The organism is Sediminibacter sp. Hel_I_10, from assembly GCF_000688335.1.
In the GTDB taxonomy this organism is placed as follows: Bacteria; Bacteroidota; Bacteroidia; order Flavobacteriales; family Flavobacteriaceae; genus Psychroserpens.
The window spans coordinates 1034848-1056638 of sequence record NZ_JHZX01000001.1 but is presented as its reverse complement, the minus strand read 5'-3'; the positions used below and the strand labels follow the sequence as shown (position 1 = coordinate 1056638).

The 21791-nt window shown below is 37.9% G+C and carries 25 protein-coding genes; 17 read left to right on the top strand and 8 right to left on the bottom strand.

What is annotated here, in order from left to right:
* Window positions 1-15: 15 nt before the first annotated feature.
* The gene (locus tag P176_RS0104660) at window positions 16-1032 is read right to left on the bottom strand and encodes a LacI family DNA-binding transcriptional regulator (RefSeq protein ID WP_026753609.1); all 1017 of its coding nucleotides are present in this window, start codon (window positions 1030-1032) and stop codon (window positions 16-18) included.
* A gap of 146 nt (window positions 1033-1178) precedes the next feature.
* Between P176_RS0104660 and P176_RS0104655 the strand changes: the two genes are divergently transcribed.
* The 4 genes from P176_RS0104655 to P176_RS0104640 all read left to right on the top strand — a co-directional run bounded on the left by P176_RS0104655 (window position 1179) and on the right by P176_RS0104640 (window position 4554).
* Complete coding sequence (locus P176_RS0104655) at window positions 1179-2225, top strand: sugar kinase (protein WP_026753608.1); 1047 nt, start codon at window positions 1179-1181, stop codon at window positions 2223-2225.
* An 82-nt stretch (window positions 2226-2307) separates the two neighbouring features.
* On the top strand, window positions 2308-2976 hold the full coding sequence (locus tag P176_RS0104650) for a bifunctional 4-hydroxy-2-oxoglutarate aldolase/2-dehydro-3-deoxy-phosphogluconate aldolase (protein WP_026753607.1): 669 nt from the start codon (window positions 2308-2310) through the stop codon (window positions 2974-2976).
* A 3-nt stretch (window positions 2977-2979) separates the two neighbouring features.
* On the top strand, window positions 2980-3501 hold the full coding sequence (locus P176_RS0104645) for a LacI family DNA-binding transcriptional regulator (RefSeq protein ID WP_026753606.1): 522 nt from the start codon (window positions 2980-2982) through the stop codon (window positions 3499-3501).
* A gap of 78 nt (window positions 3502-3579) precedes the next feature.
* Complete coding sequence (locus P176_RS0104640) at window positions 3580-4554, top strand: Gfo/Idh/MocA family protein (RefSeq protein WP_026753605.1); 975 nt, start codon at window positions 3580-3582, stop codon at window positions 4552-4554.
* Here the strand turns inward: P176_RS0104640 and uxuA are convergent.
* Window positions 4548-5744, bottom strand: a complete 1197-nt coding sequence (uxuA, locus tag P176_RS0104635) for a mannonate dehydratase (protein WP_026753604.1) — start codon at window positions 5742-5744, stop codon at window positions 4548-4550. The genes P176_RS0104640 and uxuA overlap by 7 nt on opposite strands.
* 43 nt (window positions 5745-5787) lie before the next feature.
* Window positions 5788-6615 (bottom strand): SDR family oxidoreductase, encoded by an 828-nt coding sequence (locus tag P176_RS0104630; RefSeq protein WP_026753603.1) that lies wholly within the window; start codon window positions 6613-6615, stop codon window positions 5788-5790.
* Between the two features lie 242 nt (window positions 6616-6857).
* Here P176_RS0104630 and P176_RS0104625 point away from each other — a divergent pair, with 242 nt between their 5' ends.
* A complete protein-coding gene (locus P176_RS0104625; RefSeq protein WP_037348717.1) occupies window positions 6858-7673 on the top strand; it encodes a DMT family transporter in 816 nt (271 codons plus the stop codon).
* Window positions 7674-7761: 88 nt separating this feature from the next.
* Here P176_RS0104625 and P176_RS20810 read toward each other — a convergent pair whose 3' ends face one another.
* From P176_RS20810 to P176_RS0104610, 3 genes are all read right to left on the bottom strand, one after another.
* On the bottom strand, window positions 7762-7890 hold the full coding sequence (locus P176_RS20810) for a hypothetical protein (protein ID WP_369793738.1): 129 nt from the start codon (window positions 7888-7890) through the stop codon (window positions 7762-7764).
* Between the two features lie 547 nt (window positions 7891-8437).
* Window positions 8438-9256: an SDR family NAD(P)-dependent oxidoreductase gene (locus P176_RS0104615; RefSeq protein ID WP_026753601.1), complete on the bottom strand. Its 819-nt coding sequence runs from the start codon at window positions 9254-9256 to the stop codon at window positions 8438-8440.
* 18 nt (window positions 9257-9274) lie between these two features.
* On the bottom strand, window positions 9275-10129 hold the full coding sequence (locus P176_RS0104610; RefSeq protein WP_231481187.1) for an SDR family oxidoreductase: 855 nt from the start codon (window positions 10127-10129) through the stop codon (window positions 9275-9277).
* 208 nt (window positions 10130-10337) lie between these two features.
* Here P176_RS0104610 and P176_RS0104605 point away from each other — a divergent pair, with 208 nt between their 5' ends.
* Window positions 10338-10823 (top strand): ferritin-like domain-containing protein, encoded by a 486-nt coding sequence (locus P176_RS0104605; protein ID WP_026753599.1) that lies wholly within the window; start codon window positions 10338-10340, stop codon window positions 10821-10823.
* Window positions 10824-11040: 217 nt separating this feature from the next.
* Here P176_RS0104605 and P176_RS0104600 read toward each other — a convergent pair whose 3' ends face one another.
* Window positions 11041-11694, bottom strand: coding sequence for a Crp/Fnr family transcriptional regulator (locus P176_RS0104600; protein ID WP_231481186.1), 654 nt, complete (start codon window positions 11692-11694; stop codon window positions 11041-11043).
* 94 nt (window positions 11695-11788) lie between these two features.
* The gene (locus tag P176_RS0104595) at window positions 11789-12010 is read right to left on the bottom strand and encodes a hypothetical protein (RefSeq protein ID WP_026753597.1); all 222 of its coding nucleotides are present in this window, start codon (window positions 12008-12010) and stop codon (window positions 11789-11791) included.
* 125 nt (window positions 12011-12135) lie between these two features.
* Here P176_RS0104595 and P176_RS0104590 point away from each other — a divergent pair, with 125 nt between their 5' ends.
* The 11 genes from P176_RS0104590 (at window position 12136) to P176_RS0104540 (ending at window position 21735) form a co-directional block, all read left to right on the top strand.
* Window positions 12136-14595, top strand: a complete 2460-nt coding sequence (locus tag P176_RS0104590; protein WP_026753596.1) for a heavy metal translocating P-type ATPase metal-binding domain-containing protein — start codon at window positions 12136-12138, stop codon at window positions 14593-14595.
* A 2-nt stretch (window positions 14596-14597) separates the two neighbouring features.
* Entirely contained in the window at window positions 14598-14837 is a 240-nt protein-coding gene (locus P176_RS0104585; RefSeq protein ID WP_026753595.1) for a hypothetical protein, read from the top strand.
* A 139-nt stretch (window positions 14838-14976) separates the two neighbouring features.
* Window positions 14977-15177, top strand: a complete 201-nt coding sequence (gene ccoS, locus P176_RS0104580; protein ID WP_026753594.1) for a cbb3-type cytochrome oxidase assembly protein CcoS — start codon at window positions 14977-14979, stop codon at window positions 15175-15177.
* A gap of 10 nt (window positions 15178-15187) precedes the next feature.
* Entirely contained in the window at window positions 15188-17392 is a 2205-nt protein-coding gene (ccoN, locus tag P176_RS0104575) for a cytochrome-c oxidase, cbb3-type subunit I (RefSeq protein WP_026753593.1), read from the top strand.
* Window positions 17393-17394: 2 nt separating this feature from the next.
* Window positions 17395-17583, top strand: coding sequence for a CcoQ/FixQ family Cbb3-type cytochrome c oxidase assembly chaperone (locus P176_RS0104570; protein ID WP_026753592.1), 189 nt, complete (start codon window positions 17395-17397; stop codon window positions 17581-17583).
* The gene (locus tag P176_RS0104565; RefSeq protein ID WP_026753591.1) at window positions 17580-18551 is read left to right on the top strand and encodes a cbb3-type cytochrome c oxidase N-terminal domain-containing protein; all 972 of its coding nucleotides are present in this window, start codon (window positions 17580-17582) and stop codon (window positions 18549-18551) included. Before P176_RS0104570 ends, P176_RS0104565 begins: the two co-directional genes overlap by 4 nt.
* A gap of 14 nt (window positions 18552-18565) precedes the next feature.
* Window positions 18566-18871, top strand: a complete 306-nt coding sequence (locus P176_RS0104560; protein WP_026753590.1) for a hypothetical protein — start codon at window positions 18566-18568, stop codon at window positions 18869-18871.
* Between the two features lie 94 nt (window positions 18872-18965).
* Window positions 18966-20387 carry a cytochrome c oxidase accessory protein CcoG gene (ccoG, locus tag P176_RS0104555; RefSeq protein ID WP_026753589.1) on the top strand — a complete coding sequence of 474 codons (1422 nt, stop codon included), beginning with the start codon at window positions 18966-18968 and terminating at the stop codon, window positions 20385-20387.
* Window positions 20388-20430: 43 nt separating this feature from the next.
* The gene (locus tag P176_RS20525) at window positions 20431-20586 is read left to right on the top strand and encodes a hypothetical protein (protein WP_197022144.1); all 156 of its coding nucleotides are present in this window, start codon (window positions 20431-20433) and stop codon (window positions 20584-20586) included.
* Window positions 20576-21025: a FixH family protein gene (locus P176_RS0104545; RefSeq protein ID WP_026753588.1), complete on the top strand. Its 450-nt coding sequence runs from the start codon at window positions 20576-20578 to the stop codon at window positions 21023-21025. Before P176_RS20525 ends, P176_RS0104545 begins: the two co-directional genes overlap by 11 nt.
* 2 nt (window positions 21026-21027) lie before the next feature.
* Window positions 21028-21735: a sulfite exporter TauE/SafE family protein gene (locus P176_RS0104540; protein ID WP_026753587.1), complete on the top strand. Its 708-nt coding sequence runs from the start codon at window positions 21028-21030 to the stop codon at window positions 21733-21735.
* Window positions 21736-21791 lie beyond the last annotated feature (56 nt).

The window sequence follows — 21791 nt, the reverse complement described above, 5'->3', positions numbered from 1 at the left end:
GGTTCCAAAAATTATTTATTCTGAAGAATCGCGAATCACCAATTTTGCGTCAAGGATAATTTTATTGAGCGTTTGTTTTAGTTCCGGCATTTCCACACGCTTTAAAAACGTCTCCGCGGCTAGTCTTCCTATTTCAGAACTGTGCTGATCAATACTGGTAATAGTTGGTGTTACTAATGATGTAAAGGGTTCATTACCAAAACCTACTAAACGCATGTCATTTGGAACGTCAATACCTTCCTCAGTTAAAACTTGAAGCGCGCCCAACGCAGCATTGTCACTAGCTACATAAACAGCATCTGGTCTATGTTCTAATTGTAATAAGGCTGTCATTTTATCACGCCCATCCTCCAAAGTTAAATCGCTTTCAATCAACAAGCTCGTATCCATAGGAAGATTGTTTTTTGAGATGGCATCTACGTATCCCTTAATTCGGTTATTGAAAATACGGGTGCGTCTAAATCCTCCAATATGGGCAATACGTTTGCAACCTTTTTCTATAAGGTGCTCTACAATCATGTGGCTACTGTCATAATCATTTATCCCTACATAGTCTACGTTAAGGTCATTTTCACCGCGATCAAATAAGATCAACGGGATGCCTTTTGACTTCACTTTTTCAAAATAGGACAAATCAACCGTTTCATTCGCCATAGAGGCAATGATGCCGTCTACTTGCGTAAACAAAAGGGTGTCTATATTGCTGCACTCTTTTTTAAAAGATTCATTAGATTGTGTGATGATGATGTTATACCCTGCTTTGTTGAGTACTTCCTCCATGCTTTGTACTACAGAAGAGAAGAAATTGCTATTGGTTCTGGGTACAATGACGCCTACCAAATTACTTTTTCCTTTTCTAAGCGCACTGGCAAGATGGTTGGGTTGGTAGTTTAAGTCTTTAGCAACACGTTTGACAGCAGCTTTTGTCTTTGCGCTAATTCGGGGATCGTCGTGCATGGCTTTTGACACCGCGGCAGGAGAAATATTTAAAACATTGGCAATGTCTTTTATGGTTGTTTTTTTTTTATTCACCTAACTTTTATATATTTGCTTAAACGATTAAGCAAAAATACGGTTTTCACCATAACAAATCAAAACTAGACCCTTTGATTTATTTTTAGTAAATCTGCTTAAACGTTTAAGCAAAACAATAATTAATAGATAAAATACATTTTAGAATGAAAAAAGTAGTCACTTTCGGAGAGATCATGCTAAGGCTAGCACCAGAAGGATTTTTAAGATTTTCACAAGCATCAAGTTTTGATGTGGTTTACGGAGGCGGAGAGTCTAACGTAGCGGTATCGCTTGCTAATTATGGCGTTCCTGTTGATTTTGTAACACGTCTTCCAAAGAATGATATTGGCGAATGTGCCATGATGGAAATGCGTAAAAGAGGTGTTGGCGTAGACAAGATTATTTATGGAGGTGATCGTTTGGGAATCTATTTTTTAGAGACCGGTGCCGTGAGTAGAGGAAGTAAAGTGGTTTATGATCGTGCTCATTCTGCAATTTCTGAAATAGAGCCAGGAATGGTGGATTGGAAATCTGTGTTTAAGGATGTGGCTTGGTTTCATTGGACGGGAATTACACCTGCAATCTCTCAAAGTGCAGCAGACGCTTGCTTAGAAGCAGTAAAAGTGGCGAGTGAGATGGGCGTTACCATTTCTACCGATTTAAATTACCGTGCAAAATTATGGACGTTTTGTGATGATGCCCAAAGAACTAAAATCATGACCGAACTTACCTCTTATTGCGATGTGATTTTAGGTAATGAAGAAGATGCAGAAAAGCATTTTGGGATTCACCCAGAAGGTTTAGATGTGCATAAGCATGGTCATGATGTTAAGGCAGAAGCATTTTTATCTGTATGTAAGCAAATGATGGAGAAATTTCCAAGAGCTAAAAAGGTAATTACAACCTTAAGAGGATCTATCTCTGCATCTCATAATACTTGGGCAGGTGTCCTTTATGATGGTACTAAAATGTTTGAAACACGTCAATATCAAATTACTGATATTGTTGATCGTGTTGGAGGAGGTGATTCATTTATGGGCGGATTGATCTATGGCTTACTAAAATACCCTGAAGACGACCAAAATGCATTGGATTTTGCAGTAGCAGCGTCTTGTTTGAAACACACTATTAAAGGTGATGCCAATCTGGTAACAGTTTCCGAAGTAGAAAAACTTATGGGTGGCGATGCTTCAGGGCGTGTTGCACGTTAAGAAAATAAAGTATAATTAAAATAGAAATACCTTCCCAATTTTTACTGAAAGCGTAAGATTTGGGAAGGATTTAAAATAGGATATGGCAAAATATACAAGATTAGAAGTGGCTGAGGTAATGAAGCAATCGGGAATGGTTCCGTTGTTTTACAATTCAGATGTAGAAATCAGTAAAAAAGTAATCAAGGCCTGTTATGATGGCGGTGCACGCTTGTTAGAATTTACTGCACGTGGCGATTTTGCTCACGAAGTTTTTGGAGAACTAAATAAATATGTATTAAAAGAGTTACTAGGAATGATCATGGGTGTTGGCTCTGTTACAGATGCCGCAGCAGCATCACGATTTATGTCTTTGGGTGCAAACTTTATTGTAACACCAGTGCTTAGAGAAGATATCGCTATCGTTTGTAATAGACGTAAAGTACTTTGGTCTCCAGGTTGTGGAACGTTAACCGAAATTTGTCGTGCTGAAGAATTAGGTTGTGAAATCGTGAAACTATTCCCTGGCGATATTTATGGGCCCAACTTTGTGAAAGCTATAAAAGGCCCACAACCTTGGACGAGTATTATGCCAACTGGCGGTGTATCTCCAACTAAAGAAAATTTAGAAGCTTGGTTTAAAGCAGGAGTAACTTGCGTGGGTATGGGTTCTAAACTCATTAATAAAGATGCAGATGGCAATTATGATCTTGCTAAAATTCAAGCAGATACCAAAGCCGCATTAGATATTATAAATTCTGTAAAGTCTTAAACATTGAAAGCATCACCTGTAGTCACCATAAAAGAGCTCTCATTTTTGTCAGGCTATTCTACTTCTACAGTGTCTAAAGCCTTAAATAACAAGCTTGATGTGAGTAAGACTGCTCGAGAAACAATCAAGACCATAGCTAAACAGCATAATTATATTCCTAATAATTATGCTGTTTCCCTAAGGGCGAGAAAGTCTGAAGCTATAGCAGTCATTCTCCCCAAAATAACAGAGGCTTGTTACAGCCATGCGCTTTGTTTTCTTCAAAAATCGGCAGAGCAGGCAGGATATCGCATTCTGTTTTATCAATCTGGAGGCAGTACAGTCAAAGAGTTAGACTGTATCAATAGCTTGAATGACGGCTCAATTGATGGTATTATTGTTATTTCCGCTTCCAAAAATCAGCATATAAATTATAGCGATACATTCTCGATTCCATTGGTCGCCATGGACATTGACCACTCAAAATCTCCAGATGACATTAGGGATTTATGCCAATCTGGTTTTAAGTTCTTAATACAGCTTTAGTTCAAAGCATATTGTTTTTTTTGCAGTCTATACCTAAGCAATAGCTTAACAATTCAATATTTTTTAATTTAGTTCATTATGAAAACGCACGTTTCTTGGGGTATTATTGGTTGTGGTGATGTGGCCGAGGTAAAGAGTGGTCCCGCTTTTCAAATTGCAGAAAACAGTTCGCTTGTAGCAGTCATGCGCCGTGATAAAGCTAAAGCAGAAAACTTCGCTAAGAGGCATAAGGTTCCTTTTTTCTATGATAATGCTGATGAGGTGATCCAACATCCAGAGATTAATGCTATTTATATTGCAACACCTCCTTCTAGCCATCTAGCATATGCATTACAGGCTCTTAAAGCAAATAAGGATGTGTATCTGGAAAAACCAATGACACTAGATGCGCATGAAGGGCAACAACTTTTAGAGGCCTTAAAATCTAGCAAGAGTAAAGTTACTATAGCACATTATAGAAGACAATTACCCGCTTTTTTAAAAGTAAAAGAACTCATTGAACAACGTATTCTAGGAGATGTATTGTTTGCAGATATTCAAATATTACAGCCTAAGAGCTCGACTATTATTGCTGACACCGAAGACAATTGGCGCTTAAAACCGTCGATTTCAGGTGGTGGTTATTTTCATGATTTAGCACCACATCAGCTTGATTTGATGCTGCATTGGTTTGGAGATATGCGTTCTGCATTTGGAGCCTCAACCAAAAATGGCAACACAACCCAAGTGTCCTCTACTGTCAATGGAATCATACACTTTAAAAATGGCCTTCAATTTAGAGGCATATGGTGTTTTAATGTTTCCGAAGCAGATCAAAAGGATCAATGTGTCATTTATGGTACAAAAGGACATATTAAATTTTCCTTTTATGGTGACCATGTTTCTTTATGCGAAAACGGAAAAACTGAAACCTTTCAATTTACAAATCCTAAGCATGTGCAACAGCCGATGATTCAACAAGCGGTAAATTATTTCCTCGGAACCTCTGAAAATCCATGCTCAGTAGAAGACGGATTGAAAGTGATGCGAATTATGGATGAATTTACTCAATGATTATATAGCGAACGCCTAATTCCTAATTCTAAACCTCGCAATTCTGAAAGCCCCCGTAAGCGACCTATAGCCGAGTAACCGGGATTGGTTTTCTTGTTTAAATCATCTAACATTTTATGACCATGATCAGGTCTAAAAGGCATTCTTATATCTGTTCTGCCATTCTTTTTACGTTTCAGTTGCTCATTAACCAAGGCCTTCATCACGTCATACATATCTACATCTCCATCTAAATGATCGGCTTCATGAAAGTTGCCCTGCTCATCACGTTTTGTAGCGCGTAAGTGAATAAAATGAATGCGATCTCCCAAGCGCTCTACCATACCTGCCAAATCATTATCTGCTCTTACGCCAAAGGAGCCTGTGCAAAATGTGAGTCCGTTATTGGGGCTTTTCACAGCGTCGTACAAATCCACAACATCTTGTTCTGTACTTACCACTCTTGGAAGGCCAAGAATTGGAAATGGAGGATCATCGGGGTGGATGCACATGAGCACGCCTGCCTTCTCGGCAGTGGGTATAATTTCAGAAAGAAATAAAAAGAGATGCTGTTTTAATTGGGCAGCATCTATATCCTTGTACGTGGCTAATATTTGATTAAACGCTTCTAAAGTATAGCCTTCTTCGGCGCCTGGAAGGCCAGCAATAATAGTGTTGATGAGTTGTGTTTGCTCAGTTTTAGAAGTGTGTTTAATAAAATCTTTTGCCGCCTGCTTCTCTGTCTCCGAGTATTGCTGTTCTGCTCCAGGTCGTTTCAGTAAAAACAGCTCAAAGGCTGCAAATGCGGCAGCCTCAAAACGGAGTGCGGTCGAACCATCTTTTAGTTCATAATCGAGATTGGTACGCGTCCAATCTAATACCGGCATAAAATTGTAGCAAACAATATCTATTCCGCATTTCCCCAAATTGGTTAGGGTCTGCTTGTAGTTTTCGATGTAGATTTTAAAATTACCAGATCTGGTTTTAATATGTTCATGAATGGGTACACTCTCAACAACAGACCAGGTGAGGCCAAAGGACTCAATGTGATCTTTCCGTTCCAGGATCGCCTCAATTGGCCAGACGTCTCCATTTGGTATTTGATGCAATGCAGACACTACGCCTGTAGCACCAGCTTGTTTGATATCTGAGAGCGAAACGGGGTCATTGGGACCGTACCATCGCCAAGTTTGTTCTAGTTTTAAACGCATTGAAAAAGATTTTAAGAAAAATAAAATGAGATGGTATTACAAATTAAACACCACTATAAGCAGCAAATCCTCCATCTATAGGGACGACCACGCCGGTTACAAATTTTGATCCTTCACCACAAAGCCATAAGGTAGTGCCTATGAGATCTTCTGGTTTGCCGTAGCGTCCCATTGGTGTTTGGTCAATAATTTGCTGCCCTCTTTGGGTCAAGCTTCCATCGGCATTGGTGAGCAGTGATCGATTTTGATCGGTTAGAAAAAAACCAGGGGCTAAAGCATTAACCCGAATACCAACTTTTGAAAAGTGCACAGCGAGCCATTGCGTAAAATTAGACACGGCAGCTTTTGCACCACTGTAGGCAGGGATTTTGGTTAACGGTGTAAACGCATTCATTGAAGAAATATTCAAAATGCTACAACCCTCTCGTCCCACCATATCTTTTGCGAAAATTTGAGTAGGGAGTAGCGTACCTAAAAAGTTGAGATTGAATGTGAATTCAACACCTTTGGGATCAAGATCAAAAAAGGTCTTAAAGCCTTCGGTCGTGTTATCCAGATCTTCCATTTCAAAAAACGGATTAGAGGTTGTACCCAAAGGGTGGTTTCCTCCAGCTCCATTCACCAAAATATCTACTTTTCCGAAGGTATTGTTGATCTCTTTTTTTGCAGTAATGAGGCTGTCTTTTTCTAAAACATTTGCAGTAACACCAATGGCTTTACCTCCATTTTTGTTAATAGTATCAGCAACTTGATCTGCTGCTTCTTTTCTTAAATCCAATACGGCAATATGATGTCCTTCTTTTGCTAAAGCCTCTGCTAGAGTGCTACAAAGCACACCACCGGCTCCAGTTAAAACAATGGTTTTATTCATTTTTAATGTTGATTTCACTTTATTTCTATCGAAATTTAAAATTACGATAACTTTGCGAAAGGGCTGGGCTTTAAAATGGAGATTCCTGAGGTTTGGGCGTTAAACTTTTCTAAAATTGAAGGATGGTAAAGTTGTTCAAAGATTATTTTTTACACTTCGGAAATACTAGTTGTAATAGGTCTTGCGTCTAAATAACTTACTTTTGCCAAAACTCTTAAAATCTGAAAAGCGCGATTCAATATATGATCATAAGTGCTCTGGCATTTACATTGCTGAACACTTTTGTAAAAGAACTTCGCAGTTTTGATGTGTATCAAATTGTGTTTTTTAGGTCTATTGGTTCTTTGTTTTTTACCATACCATTGCTCTATAAATTCAAGCTTTCACCTTTAGGAAATAAGAAAACGCTATTGGTGTCAAGGAGTATTGTGGGGCTTATTTCTATGGTGTTTTTCTTTAAATCCCTAAAATATTTACCAATGGGTTCTGCGGTATCCATACGTTATATTGCTCCTATATTTGCGGCGTTTTTCGCCCTATTTTTATTAAAAGAAAAGATAAAACCAATACAGTGGTTTTTCTTTGTGCTAGCATTTATAGGGGTATTGATCTTAGAGGGTTTTGACGGTAATGCTAAAAGTATAGGTTTAGTATATGCTTTAATTTCTGCTCTGTTTGCCGGTCTTGTTTATATATCCATTAGAAAGATAGGCACCCAAGATCATCCGTTGGTGGTGGTCAATTATTTTATGGTCATTTCAGCAGTTATTGCAGGATGTCTCTCAATTGAAGATTGGGTTCAACCATTAGGAAAGGAATGGCTAGTGTTCTTGAGCTTAGGTGTTTTCGGATATTTTGGTCAAATGTATATGACCAAGGCCATGCAAATGGGGGAGACCAACCAAGTGGCTCCATTAAAATATTTAGAGGTATTGTTTACTATTGGTGTTGGGTTGTTTTGGTTTCAAGAAAGCTACTCTTTGTATAGCGTTTTAGGGATCTTTTTAATCGTATCGGGCTTGACGCTTAATATCTTGATTAAGAATCCAACCAAATGATCGTTTCAGGAATAATCATCTATGGTGCTAGCATTTCATATGAAAGATACTGATTGTAATATCTGTACTTTGAGATTTTGCTCTAATTTTACTTGTCTTCTTCCATTTGGTCTTTGGTCTCATCATTAGAAATCATCGCATGATCTTCACCGAGTCCTATTATAGAGATCAAATTTGTAATCGCATTATACAGCATGAGGATGACCGTAATCATCATTCCACTTATTATAGAGGTTGATATCAAAGTGGCCCAATAAATATGATTGTACCACGAGATCGGTACTTGTTCGGATTCTAGAATTGGAATGTTAAAAAACTGGAATAAAATTAAAGCTGAGATGAACAGAATGACATCAAATTTTGCAATATTAAGACCTGTAAGTAGTGTTTTTTCTTGAGGTTACTACCAAAGCCAGAACTTACACTTAGTACCGTTAGTGAAAGCGTTAGAATAGTTGCTGAACCCAGAACTATAGTATTACATAACATATTCAAACCTGATATGGATACATCTAAGAGGTGTTTGGCCTCTTAACCTGACAAGCTCCTCACCAAAAAAACACCTAAACCCGTAAAGGCAGTTGCGAGTAAACCACCGTAAACAGCCTTTTTGTTTTTACTGAAAAATTTAATCATGCCTATTATCTATTTTTTGGTTTCACAACTTTCAGGATAGAAAATTTATTTTTGAGTGCATTGATTTTTAATTCTGAATGCTTTACGAAAATAACATCTTTAGCGAATCTTTACAAAATTGAGCAATTTTATCCAAAAGCAGACTCAACTGATCCACCATCAATTCTAATATTAGTACCGTTGATGTAGCTCGCATGTTCAGAACATAGAAAGGCCACCATTGAGGCTACTTCCTCAGGTTTGCCTCGTCTTTCCATGGCGATATGTGGTCTCTTGTTTTTTACAAACCATTTTACGGCTTCGTCTATGGTGATGTTTTTTTCTTCTGCTAATTCTTCCATCATGGCATCTGTCATTGGTGTTTCTATATAGGCAGGAGAAATACAGTTGAAGAGAATATTTTCTTTAGAATAGGATCTAGATAAACATTTAGATAAGTTTATGATGGCTGCTTTGCACGCATTGTACGGACTCTCTTCTTCGTAGGGTTGAAAAGCGTTTTCTGAAGCTACCAAAATCATACGGCCCCAATTTAAGGATTGCATTTGCGGGATAAAAGCACGGCAAACCCTTACCGCTCCCATAAGATCGACATCTATAGTTTTCATCCAGTCATCATCTGTAAGTTTTAAGAAATCATCTGCGGCTCCTCTCGCACCTGCACTATGAAATACAATGTGGGCACCTCCAAAGTCAGTTTCAATCTGATTGGCTAAAGACAATACCTCTTCATTTTTAGAAATATCCGCAGCGATAGTGACCACTTTTGCTCCCATAGCAGCTTCTTTCTCTACTTCTGCTTTAGCTTTTTCAAGAGCCTCGCCTTTTTTCTTATCTGATAAAATGATGTTAACGCCCTCACGAGCTAAAAATTTAGCAGTCTCAATTCCTAAACCAGAATTACCTCCTGTGATTAGCGCTGTTTTTCCTTTAATATTTAAATCCATTTTCTTTTTTAAATTTAATTAACCATTCATTGAAAATCCAGGATAACACGTCATCCCGCCATCCACAAAAATCGTAGTTCCATTAATATATTCCGATGCGTCCGATGCTAGCCAACTTGCAACATTGCCAATATGTTCTGGGACTCCCATTTCTTCGTAAGGAATCAGTTTATGTAAAGACTTTAATTTTTCTTCATCTTGCCAAACTTCCTTATTAATATCTGTTTTGATTGCACCGGGCGCAATACTATTACATCTAATTTTATACTTAGCGTAACCTTGGCAAATGCTTTGCATGAGCATCGCCATCCCACCTTTTGATGCTGCATAATTGGCATGACCAGACCAAGGGATTACTTCATGAACAGAACTCATATGTATAAATTTACCGGCAGATCGAGATACGTCTGTTCTAACGCCTTGTTCCATAAATGTGTTAAGCGCCAATTTTGCGCACAAAAAATGGGACGTTAAATTTACAGACAGTACTTTTTCCCAATCCTCAAGTTTCATTTCATGTATTGGGGCATCGATCTGAATACCCGCATTAGCAACAAAAATATCAATTGTGCCAAATTGGGTTTTGGCCTTTTTGAATAAGCGTTCAACATCTTTCTCTTTGCTGACATCGGCTTGTACTATGATTGTGCTTCCTGCGTTCGATAACTTATCAATTGTTGAAGCCGTTTTTTCTGCACCTTCTTTGTCACTATGGTAATTTATTACCACGTTTGCACCTTCTGCAGCCATAGCAATAGCAACGGCGCTTCCAATTCCAGAGCTTGCTCCGGTTACAATACAGGTTTGTTTAATGAGTCTATTATTGGGTTCTTGTTTCATATATAATTCAATAGAAAATAGTTTTACCTCCATCCGAGACTCTAATTAATCCTTTTATAAGATGATATAGGTATGTTTTTAAAGAGAATGTTAATTCAAAACAGATGATAGAGAACATTATAACGATATACTTAAACCTTAATGTTCTCAATCGCCTTTTTGAGTTAATTAAAAAGTGAAAATAACCAACCTTCTGAAAATAGGCGGGGTAACTTTATCTGAAACAAAAAAACATATAATAATGAAAGATTTAAAAGGATTATTTGAGCATCAATTAAAAGATTTATATAGTGCAGAATCTCAACTTATAGCAGCCTTGCCTAAAATGGCTGAAAAGGCATCAGACTCTAAACTAAAGAAAGCTTTTGAAGATCATTTGGAAGAGACCAAAAATCAAAAACTTCGATTGGAAGAAATCTGTGAGCAATTAGAGATCAAACCTACGGGAGAGAAATGTCAGGCTATGGCAGGACTTATTAAAGAGGCTACTGGATTTATGGAGGAAGCCGAAGGCGATAAAGTTATGGATGCTGGACTTATTGCAGAGGCGCAGCGCGTTGAGCATTATGAAATAGCAGGATACGGTACAGCTGTTCGTTTTGCAAAAGAATTGGGTCATGTAGATATTGCAAAGAAGTTACAGCAAACTTTGGATGAAGAATACGACGCCGATAATAAATTGGATAAACTTGCTGAAAGCAGAGTCAACCAAAAGGCTAAGGCTTAAACTTTGAATAACACATAAATCAAAAAAAAAGAGTATTCAAGTTTATTTTGAATGCTCTTTTTATTTTGAGTTGCATTTCATAAAATTAAAGTAGATGAAAAGTCAGTACAATTACATCCTGATTTAAATTTTTTATAAACGGGCTCCATTTATTGCAAAGCCAAAAATTTTAATAGAAAACAAATAGGATTTTGAGCTTTAACCTTAAGACTTAATGTTAAATCCCTTCAGCCATATTGTAAAGCGCTTTCTTATCTTCTAATTTTATCCGCTTACCATCAGTGCTGATGACTTGTGTTTTTTTCAATTTCGTAAGCGTACGAATAAGAAGTTCAGTAGCCGTACCAACCACATCGGCAATATCGGCGCGGGTCAACACCAGTTTAAGATAGCCTTCATCATCATTGCCAAAATTTTTGTCTAGATACAACAGTGTTTCTGCAAGACGTTGAAGCACCGTTTTTTGTGCCATATTCCTAATGGTATCATCGGCAAATTTAAGATCATTCGCCATATGCTTAAGCACCGCGTTGGTAAAAAATGCATTGTTTTGCAGACTGCTTTCAATATGTGTTTTTGGAATGAAGCAAACTTGCATATCCTCGAGGGCAGTGGCGCTTAAATTGGTTTTTTCAGACGTAATAACAGATCGTTGACCTAAGACTTCCCCTTTTGCGGCAAGTTTCACAATTTGATCCCGACCGTTATCACTCATTTTAGTGAGTTTTGAAACGCCTTCTCTCACGCAAAAAACACCATTAACACGATCTCCTTCTTTAAAGATGGACTCGCCCTTTTTAATGGTTTTGGTCTCTTTACTGTCAGACATTTGCTTTAATTCTTCTTTGGTCAAAGCCTTAAAGCTATTCATTTGCCTGATAATGCAATTTTCGCAACGAGAATGTTCAAATGAATCCATATAGGGCAAATCTAGCTGAAATCTTAGAAATAAAAAAAAATCAAGCTCATGATCCTAGATCGTTTTTGTCTTCATAAAAATCGCGAAAGGTTTTATCGGTTTTATAATCATCTGTTAAAATACGATATACAGTATAAATGAATAAGATCTGTCCAGCGCAGGTCGCAAAGAAAATCCAACCAAACCAGATGTTCATCACGGCAAAAATAACCACGGTAATTAACACCAGAGTTGTTAGTTTTAGTAATGTTAGTGCTGAAATTTTCATAAGTATGAAATTATGAATTTATAAAATAGATCATTTTAAAAATATCATAAAAAAGGATAAGCTGACAAAAGTCATTTTTTTCGTAATGAGTTCTTAACACCTTTGCTCAAGCAATTTAGACGATTATGGAAAACTGTTATCATTGTGGAGACACTTGCCGTGACACGACCATTTTACATCAGGATAAAATGTTCTGTTGCAACGGGTGTAAGATGGTGTTTGAGATCTTGGAGGACAATGATCTCACCTATTATTACAGTTTGCAGGATAAGCCTGGTAAATCGCCTCTTAAAATTGAAGGACGTTTTGATTTTCTCGATAATCAAAAAATTAGGGATCAGTTGTTGGAGTTTAATGCGCAGCATACCCAAATTGTATCTTTTATCATCCCTCATATGCACTGTAGTTCTTGTATTTGGGTGCTAGAAAACTTAAATAAACTGCAGCCTTCAATAAAGAACAGTCAGGTTAATTTTCCTCTAAAGTCAATTCGAATCACCTTCAATTCTTCGGAAATCAGCTTAAAAGATGTCGTGATCTTACTCTGTAAAATTGGTTATGAGCCTAACATTTCACTAGAAGATTTTAATAGGAAAACAACGCAAATAGACAGAAGCCTAATTTACAAATTGGGTGTGGCAGGATTTGCCTTCGGAAATATCATGTTTTTATCTTTTCCGGAATATTTAGCATTTGTTGGCGATACAGATGGTGGGGAGTTTTGGTTAGATCAGTTCAAAATAGTGTTTCGATGGCTCATGTTTGCATTTTCGATTCCTGTAGTATTTTATTCTAGTCGAGATTATTTCATCTCAGCTTTTAAGGGATTACGATCAAAGATCTTGAATATTGACGTACCCATCGCGATAGGAATCACAGTGCTTTTTGTTCGGTCAACCTTAGACATCGTGATGCATTGGGGGACAGGCTTTTTTGATAGTCTGGCAGGTTTGGTCTTTTTTCTCTTGCTGGGTAAGTTCTTTCAGCAAAAAACCTATGCTTTTCTATCGTTTGAACGGGATTATAAATCGTATTTCCCCATAGCGGTGACAAAACTCATCAAAAATGATCATAAATACGGCTATTCCGAAAGGGATAATGATAACAACTATGAACTTCTAAAAACAAAAGAATTACAGACCCCTGTTTATGAATTAAAGCGAGGAGATCGTATTTTGATTAGGAATAATGAACTCATTCCTACAGACGGGATTTTGATTAAGGGGAGCGCAGTCATTGACTATAGTTTTGTCACAGGAGAAGCGGCACCCGTTACCAAACAATGTGGCGATAAGATTTTTGCAGGCGGAAGGCAGCAAGCAGGAATTATTGAAGTTGAGGTTGTCAAATCTATTGATCAAAGCTATTTGACCCAACTTTGGAACAATGAGATTTTCAGCAAAAACAAAGCAACACACTTTAAAAATCTCACCAATCATATAAGCAAACGTTTCACAATAGGCGTTTTGAGTGTTGCAGTAATCGCGACCATCATATGGCTCTTTATCAACCCTGCCATTGCATTTAATGTATTTACGGCAGTACTCATCGTTGCTTGCCCCTGTGCCATTGCACTTGCGGCACCATTTACACTAGGTAATATGTTGCGCATTTATGGGAAGCGTCAATTGTACTTGAAAGAGACCGGAGTCATAGAGCAAATGGCACAAATTGATACGGTGGTTTTTGATAAAACGGGGACGCTTACTACGCATCACGAAAACGGGATTACTTACGAAGGCATTTCGCTCACCGAAAGTGAGAAGCACGTACTTACAAGTACGCTAAAAGCCTCTAACCATCCGTTGAGCCGTGCGCTCTATGACGTGTTGCAGGATAATGGTATTTGTACCTTGGATGACTTTAGTGAAGAAACAGGTCAAGGCATCATTGGTATTAGCGGTGATACGAGTCTTAGAGTAGGTAGTTTTAATTTTGTAGCACATGAAAATCCCGCTTTTGAAACTCAAAACACTCAAGTTCATATTAGTGCGAATGATGAGTACAAGGGGGCTTATGTTTTTAGTACTACCTATCGTGAAGGGATGTCTCAGCTTTTTTCTGAAATGAGCCAATTGGCGCATTTGGTGGTGCTGTCTGGTGATAACGATGGAGAGGAGGCTTACCTTAAAACACAACTGCCTGCATCGGCTGAATTAAAATTCAATCAGAAACCAGAAGACAAGTTGCTATTTATTAAAAAACTTCAGCAACAGGGCAAAAAGGTCATGATGGTGGGGGATGGCTTAAACGATTCTGGAGCCTTGGCACAAAGTGATGTTGGTTTTGCGGTTTCCGAAGATATCAATGTGTTTTCACCCGCTTGTGATGGCATTATAGATGCCTCTAGATTAAGAGATTTGAGCACATATATGACGCTTTCTAGAAAGTCGATTCAAATTATAAAATATGCATTTATAGGCTCTCTAATTTATAACCTCATTGGGTTGAGTTTTGCTGTAACAGGCCATCTTAGACCGGTTGTGGCTGCTATTTTAATGCCACTAAGTTCTATTACCATAGTGGTTTTTACAACAATCTGCACCTACTTCTTAGGAAAGCAGCTCAAAAAACACATGAAATAAAAATGAATAAGAAAATCACACAATTAGCAAAGCAATTAGAATCACTGCAATCCATTTACCATAAAAATCAAGGCATTGGGAATATTGAAACTCAGCGTAATTTGAAAGAAGCGTTTTATGGTTTGCAAATTAAACTACAATCGATGAAAAGATTGTCTTATACCAATAGCCAATTAGTAAAACGGTCCATAATCAATCTCCATAAAGAAGCCGCAATTTTTGGCATGTATGTCATGGTTTAATAAACGACTGAAGCTTCAAATTTAAAGCAAAGGGCTGAAAGTTCATGTCCATTATTTTCGGGATAATTTTCCATAACTGACAAAAGTCATCTTTTAAGAACCCCTATCTCAATAATTTTACACCATAATACAAAAAGATATGAGTATCATTTATCTATTACTCGCCGTGAGTGTTATTGTGGCCGTTATTTTCTTTATCGCATTTGTGTATTCGGTAAGTAGGGGACAGTATGATGACACTTACACACCATCGGTAAGAATGCTTTTTGAAGATGAATTGGTGAAAGATAAACCTATCAAAAAGAAATCAACTACAACACTAGATAATTTAAACCAGTAACTGAGAGACTATGCAAACAGAACAATTTTACTACGATAATGTCATCGTAAAGAAATTTGTAAATGCCACTATTTTTTGGGGTATCGTAGGGATGAGCGTGGGGCTTTTGCTCGCCTTTATGTTTTTATTTCCTAACATCACCGATGGTATTTCATGGCTAAGTTTTGGGCGTTTACGTCCCTTACACACCAATGCCGTTATTTTTGCCTTTGTAGGAAATGCCATTTTTGCGGGCGTTTATTATTCTACACAACGTTTGCTTAAGGCAAGGATGTGGAAAGATTGGTTAAGTAATTTAAATTTTTGGGGGTGGCAGGCCATCATTGTTGGAGCCGCTATTTCATTGCCCTTAGGCTATACAACCTCTAAAGAATACGCCGAATTAGAGTGGCCTTTTGATATTGCAATAGCTGTAATTTGGGTGGCTTTTGGTGCCAATTTAATAGGAACAATTCTAAAGAGAAGACAGCGTCACTTATATGTGGCCATCTGGTTCTACCTAGCAACATTTGTGACGGTTGCTGTGCTTCATATTGTCAATAGTATCGAACTTCCAATTAGTGCATTAAAGAGTTATTCGGCTTATGCAGGTGTTCAAGATGCGTTGGTACAGTGGTGGTATGGGCATAATGCTGTTGCATTTTTTCTTACCACGCCATTTCTAGGTTTGATGTATTATTTTGTACCCAAAGCGGCCAACAGACCAGTGTATTCGTACCGTCTGTCTATTGTGCATTTTTGGTCTCTAATTTTTATTTATATCTGGGCTGGCCCGCATCACTTATTATACTCTGCTTTACCAGACTGGGCTCAAAATCTAGGCGTTGCCTTCTCAATCATGCTTATTGCCCCATCTTGGGGAGGTATGATCAACGGTTTACTCACCTTAAGGGGTGCGTGGGATAAAGTGAGAACAGATCCTGTTCTTAAATTTATGGTCGTAGCGATAACCTGTTATGGTATGGCCACTTTTGAAGGTCCAATGCTATCACTCAAAAATGTTAACGCTGTTGCTCATTTTAGTGATTGGATCATTGCGCACGTACATGTAGGAGCCTTAGGCTGGAACGGATTCTTAACTTTTGGAATGATTTATTGGCTTGTACCAAGGCTCTTTAAAACATCCTTGTGGTCTACCAAACTGGCAAACGTGCATTTTTGGGTAGGCACCTTAGGGATCATTATGTATACGCTTCCAATGTATGTTGCAGGTTTTGTTCAAGCTTCTATGTGGAAACAATTCAATCCAGACGGAACGCTCACTTACGGAAACTTTCTTGAGACGCTCAACGAGATCATCCCTATGTATTGGATGCGTGCCATTGGGGGAACATTGTACATTCTTGGTGCTTTTGTAATGTTGTACAACATTGTTAAAACAGTTAGAAACGGCAGTACGGTTACCGATGAATTGGCAGAATCATCGCCTCTACAACGCGTCACTAAAAAAAGAACCCTAAACGAAGGTTATCATACCTGGTTAGAAAGACGTCCTGTGAAATTAACAATTTTTGCCACCGTGGCTATCTTGATAGGCGGGATGGTTCAAATTATTCCATCGCTCATGGTTGATGATTATGTGCCTGTAATTTCTACCGTAAAACCATACACACCCTTGGAGTTGGAGGGCCGTGATCTTTACATTCGAGAAGGCTGTGTGTCTTGTCACTCGCAAATGATAAGACCTTTTAGAAGTGAGGTAGAACGCTATGGAGAGTATTCAAAATCTGGAGAGTATGTTTATGATCATCCATTTCTTTGGGGCAGTAAACGTACAGGACCAGATCTTTTTAGGGTCGGCGGAAAATATAATGACAACTGGCATCTCAATCACCTTTATGATCCACAAAGTACAAGTTCAGGTTCTATAATGCCGTCTTATAAATGGCTGATAAAAAATGAGCTTGACAAATCTCAAACCGAAGCTAAGATGGAAGCCATGGTCACTTTGGGAGTGCCTTATACAACAGCTGAAATAGAACGAGCACAAGCGTGGATGACAGAGCAAGGCACTCAAATAGAACAGCGTCTCAATGCTGATCCGGATTTCGTAAAAACATACGAAGCTGACAAAGCCTATGCCAAAGAAAATAACGAGGTCTTTGTAGAAATGCGAAACCGCGAAGTTGTTGCGCTTATTGCTTACCTACAGCGCTTGGGAACAGACATTAAAATCAAAACGAATGACAAATTAACCGCAGATAAAAACGAATAGATATGTTAAAATATATAAAAGGCAATCTAGAAAATATTGATGGCGTAGAAATCTACCCAATTATTTCACTGCTCATTTTCTTTTTCTTTTTTGTTGCACTTTTTTATTGGGTATTTACAACGAGCAAAGCTCATATTGACGAAGTGAGTCAGCTTCCATTAGATAGCAATTCAAAACACGGCGACTTATGAAAACAGCAGCACTCATTAGAATTTTGGTTTTTGGGCTTTTTGCATCTCTATTGCTCAATTATATAAGTACAATGGAAGGCGTATCAAACGCTATTGAACAGACTTGGATCTGGGTCTTTGTAGGAGTAATTGTTTTGGTGCATTTTGCTTTTGAAATTTGTTTAGAAGCTTTACGTAATGTGATGTATAGATCACTTTCCGAAGAAAAGCAGGCAAGATATGATGCGCGTTTGGCTTTGGTAAAAGCAGAACGTTTTAAATGGATCAAGGAAACCTACAAAAAAATGCTTGGGAGTAAACCTCTTGAAGAAGAAGGTGAGATTGTCTTAGATCATAACTATGATGGCATTAGAGAGTTGGATAATAAATTGCCGCCTTGGTGGGTCTATGGGTTTTATGCAACCATTGTATTTGCCATAGTTTATATGGCCCGGTTTCAAATTTTTGGAGGCGTAAATCAAATCGAAGAATATGAGATTGCTGTAGCTCAGGCTAAAGTAGAGATTGAAGAATATAAGAGAACAGCTAAAGATTTAGTGGATTTCAATACCGTTGAGCAATTAACAGATGCCAGTGATCTTAAAGCAGGAGAAGCCATATTTTCTGGAAACTGTGTGGCATGTCATAAAGTTGGTGGTGCTGGCGGAATTGGTCCAAATCTCACCGATGATTATTGGATTTTAGGTGGCGGAATTAAAAACGTCTTTAAAACCATTTCTGAAGGTGGCCGGGCAGGAAAAGGAATGATCTCATGGAAATCTAATCTAAAACCTTCTGAAATGGCGCAAGTGGCCAGCTACATTTTGAGTCTGCACGGGACTAATCCCGCAGATCCTAAAGAGCCAGAAGGTGAGCTATGGATGGATCCTCTTGCTCCTGTAGAACAGGTTGAGGTAAAAGTAAAAGACAGTACAGAAATCCAGGTCATTATTGAAGATCAGCCCGTTACAGGTGATGTAGTTAATTAAAACACTAAAATGTCATGCTTTCAGAAGTAATCGAGAAGTTAAGCTGTAATGATCAGCCAATTATCAAAACAATTTACGATTACAACCAAACGAAGATTGTGGCTATCGGTTTGAGGCGTGGCGTGCAGTTGACAGAACATGTCGCTCCTTGTAAAGCAACGTTATTGGTGATTAAGGGCGAAGTGGATTTTAATACAGAAAAAGAAAGTAGACGCTATGCGTGTTTTGAGAGTTACGAAATCCCTTTAAATCTAAAGCATAGTGTTATGGCTTGGGATGATGCTATCATTTTGTTGTTTCTAAGTCAAGAGCTTTCATAGAGATGATGCCTGACTTAAATCTCTAAATCAATGTAGGGGTTGAGACTGAATATTGTAAGAAGATTATTTTCAAGATTGAAAATTATAGGAATTAATGGCAGAGCAGGGCAAGGACAATTTTAGGGACAGTATAGGAACGCTTAGTGAAGAAGGTAAACGGGCGTGGATCTTTCCAAAAAAACCAGAGGGTAAATGGTACCAATATCGAAAGTACGTGAGTTATGTACTTTTAGTCATTTTATTTACCTCTCCATTTTTAAAGATTAATGGGCATCAATTTTTGATGTTTAATGTGCTTGAGAGACAATTCAATATTTTCGGACAACCATTTTGGCCACAGGATTTCTACATTTTTGTAATCATGATGATTACGGGTGTGGTGTTTGTCATCTTATTTACAGTAGCCTTTGGTAGATTATTTTGCGGATGGGTTTGTCCGCAAACCATTTTTATGGAAATGGTCTTCCGCCGCATTGAGTATTGGATAGATGGTGATCGAGGGAAACAGATAAGGCTCGCAAAAATGAGTTGGACGAAAGAGAAGATCTTAAAACGCTCATTAAAATGGCTGATCTTTTTTATCATTTCATTTTTAATAGCCAATGTCTTTTTGGCGTATTTGATAGGTAGCGATCGTTTGATTCGTTACGTCATAGATGGTCCTACAGCACATTGGAGCACCTTAATTTCACTCACCATTTTTACAGGGGTATTCTATTTTGTGTTTGCTTGGTTTAGAGAGCAGGTCTGTATCATTGTTTGTCCATACGGAAGATTGCAAGGTGCATTGTTAGACAATAAATCCATTGTTGTGGCCTATGATCATAAACGAGGAGAAAAAGAGAAAGGTCGGGCAAAACTTAAGAAAAATGAAGATCGTGAAGTCACAGGAAAAGGAGACTGTATTGATTGCTATCAATGTGTCAACGTATGCCCAACGGGAATTGATATTCGCAATGGTACGCAGTTAGAATGTATTAACTGTACAGCATGTATAGACGCTTGCAATACGATTATGGAGGCAGTTGATCTTCCTAAAGGATTGATTCGTTACGCCAGCGAAGAAAATATAGAGAAAAAAACGTCTTTTGAATTTACGCCGCGTCTTAAAGGATATAGTGTTGTTTTAGGGATATTGATTTCGGTTTTAGTGGGAATGCTCTTTTTAAGAAATGACGTAGAAGCCGATATTCTAAGATTACCGGGCCAGCTTTACGAACATAAAGCAGATAACATGATCAGTAATGTTTATACCTACAAATTGGTGAATAAAACCAATACGGATATTAAAGACGTGAGCTTTAAACTACTCTCTCATAAAGGGACTATTGAAATTGTGAGTCATGAGAATTTAATGGTTCCTGCAGGAGAACTTGTGCAGGGTACTCTTTTTATAGAAGTTAATGCCAGTGCCTTAAGTGGTGATAAAGATAAGGTACTCATAGGTGTGTTTAGTGGTGATGAACAGATTGAAACCACACGTACTGCCTTTCTGGGGCCAAGAAGTTTTAATTAATGCTTTTTAGAAGACCGTAAAAACTAATAAAAATAAAAGATTTATGAAAGATCAAACCCAAAAGAAATGCTGTAAAGGCTGTCAAAACGGGCATCCAGGTGAAAACCCTTCTTGCAAAGCAAAGCAGATGTTAAACAAGCTCAGGACATCGCAAGAAGTACAAAAAAATGAGACTAAATTAGAACATCATGAAAATTAATTGGGGAACAGGATTGGTAATTGGAATGGCACTTTTTATGGGTTTTATTCTGTTTTTTGTTTATAGAATCAGTACAGAGAATAGCCTAAATCACGATTTGGTAACAGAGGGTTACTATCAGAAAGAGCAGGAATTACAGGATGATATTTATGCGCAACAAAATACTGCAGACATGGAGCTCCAGATTAAGAGCTTCAAAAATGAAATGGGCTATATGCTCCAATTTCCAGAGGGGTACGAGTCCAATAAAATAAAGGGAGTGGTCTATTTGTACAGACCGTCAAATAAACTATTGGATTTTGATCTTCCTATTGAAAAGTTAACAGATTCAAAGGTGCTCATACCAGATCATCGCTTATTAGATGGACGTTGGAATATTACGATCGATTGGGAGTACGAAGGCAAACAGTATCGGTTTAAAAAACAAATCATCTATTAAAGATGCTATATACAGCGCTCATATTCGGTTTATTGGGGAGTTTCCATTGCATCGGTATGTGTGGCCCTATTGTATTTTTACTTCCGGTAGATAGACATAATCCGGCAAAGCGAGTGCTTCAAGTATTGATCTATCATGTTGGTCGGTTGTTGACCTATAGCATTATTGGTGTATTATTTGGCTTTTTAGGAAAGCGACTCTATTTATTCGGGTTTCAGCAGTATATTTCCATAGCAATAGGTGTTTTGATGATTCTAGTCATTCTATTGCCCTCTAAGATATTTAGTCGTTATAATGGCTCTAAATTTATATATAAATGGGTTGCTAAAGTGAAACGCTCTTTAGGAGCGGAGTTAAAACGCAAATCAATGGATAGCTTCTTTACCATTGGCTTTCTAAACGGTTTTTTACCGTGCGGGTTGGTTTATATGGCTGTTTTTGGAAGTATTGCAGCTGGTAGTGCTTGGCAAGGCGGATTTTACATGATTTTTTTTGGTTTGGGTACCGTTCCGTTAATGACCGTGGCTACTTATTTAGGTAACTTTTTAAACGGTACCTTTAAAAAACGGATAATAAAAGCTGTGCCTGTCTTTATTGTTATTATGGGGGTCTTATTTATCTTGAGAGGGCTAGGATTAGGGATTCCTTATGTTTCTCCTTCGGAAATAGTAACGGTAGAGCAACTCTCATCAAAACAGTCTTGTCATTAATTTCTTTTTATGTTGCGTTAATCTACAGAAAAAGGGAAGCTCTATTTTAGAATTCC

Excerpts from the sequence above, each read along its gene's own strand:
- ccoS (WP_026753594.1), top strand. The coding sequence starts at position 14,977 with ATGAGTATCATTTATCTATTACTCGCCGTGAGTGTTATTGTGGCCGTT.
- P176_RS0104590 (WP_026753596.1), top strand. The coding sequence starts at position 12,136 with ATGGAAAACTGTTATCATTGTGGAGACACTTGCCGTGACACGACCATT.
- P176_RS0104650 (WP_026753607.1), top strand. The coding sequence starts at position 2,308 with ATGGCAAAATATACAAGATTAGAAGTGGCTGAGGTAATGAAGCAATCG.
- ccoG (WP_026753589.1), top strand. The coding sequence starts at position 18,966 with ATGGCAGAGCAGGGCAAGGACAATTTTAGGGACAGTATAGGAACGCTT.
- P176_RS0104595 (WP_026753597.1), bottom strand. The coding sequence starts at position 12,010 with ATGAAAATTTCAGCACTAACATTACTAAAACTAACAACTCTGGTGTTA.
- P176_RS0104585 (WP_026753595.1), top strand. The coding sequence starts at position 14,598 with ATGAATAAGAAAATCACACAATTAGCAAAGCAATTAGAATCACTGCAA.
- P176_RS0104610 (WP_231481187.1), bottom strand. The coding sequence starts at position 10,129 with ATGGAGGTAAAACTATTTTCTATTGAATTATATATGAAACAAGAACCC.
- P176_RS0104570 (WP_026753592.1), top strand. The coding sequence starts at position 17,395 with ATGTTAAAATATATAAAAGGCAATCTAGAAAATATTGATGGCGTAGAA.
- P176_RS20525 (WP_197022144.1), top strand. The coding sequence starts at position 20,431 with ATGAAAGATCAAACCCAAAAGAAATGCTGTAAAGGCTGTCAAAACGGG.
- ccoN (WP_026753593.1), top strand. The coding sequence starts at position 15,188 with ATGCAAACAGAACAATTTTACTACGATAATGTCATCGTAAAGAAATTT.
- P176_RS0104560 (WP_026753590.1), top strand. The coding sequence starts at position 18,566 with ATGCTTTCAGAAGTAATCGAGAAGTTAAGCTGTAATGATCAGCCAATT.
- uxuA (WP_026753604.1), bottom strand. The coding sequence starts at position 5,744 with ATGCGTTTAAAACTAGAACAAACTTGGCGATGGTACGGTCCCAATGAC.
- P176_RS0104640 (WP_026753605.1), top strand. The coding sequence starts at position 3,580 with ATGAAAACGCACGTTTCTTGGGGTATTATTGGTTGTGGTGATGTGGCC.
- P176_RS0104545 (WP_026753588.1), top strand. The coding sequence starts at position 20,576 with ATGAAAATTAATTGGGGAACAGGATTGGTAATTGGAATGGCACTTTTT.
- P176_RS0104625 (WP_037348717.1), top strand. The coding sequence starts at position 6,858 with ATGATCATAAGTGCTCTGGCATTTACATTGCTGAACACTTTTGTAAAA.
- P176_RS20810 (WP_369793738.1), bottom strand. The coding sequence starts at position 7,890 with ATGATGATTACGGTCATCCTCATGCTGTATAATGCGATTACAAATTTG.
- P176_RS0104565 (WP_026753591.1), top strand. The coding sequence starts at position 17,580 with ATGAAAACAGCAGCACTCATTAGAATTTTGGTTTTTGGGCTTTTTGCA.
- P176_RS0104605 (WP_026753599.1), top strand. The coding sequence starts at position 10,338 with ATGAAAGATTTAAAAGGATTATTTGAGCATCAATTAAAAGATTTATAT.
- P176_RS0104600 (WP_231481186.1), bottom strand. The coding sequence starts at position 11,694 with ATGAATAGCTTTAAGGCTTTGACCAAAGAAGAATTAAAGCAAATGTCT.
- P176_RS0104630 (WP_026753603.1), bottom strand. The coding sequence starts at position 6,615 with ATGAATAAAACCATTGTTTTAACTGGAGCCGGTGGTGTGCTTTGTAGC.
- P176_RS0104540 (WP_026753587.1), top strand. The coding sequence starts at position 21,028 with ATGCTATATACAGCGCTCATATTCGGTTTATTGGGGAGTTTCCATTGC.
- P176_RS0104615 (WP_026753601.1), bottom strand. The coding sequence starts at position 9,256 with ATGGATTTAAATATTAAAGGAAAAACAGCGCTAATCACAGGAGGTAAT.
- P176_RS0104655 (WP_026753608.1), top strand. The coding sequence starts at position 1,179 with ATGAAAAAAGTAGTCACTTTCGGAGAGATCATGCTAAGGCTAGCACCA.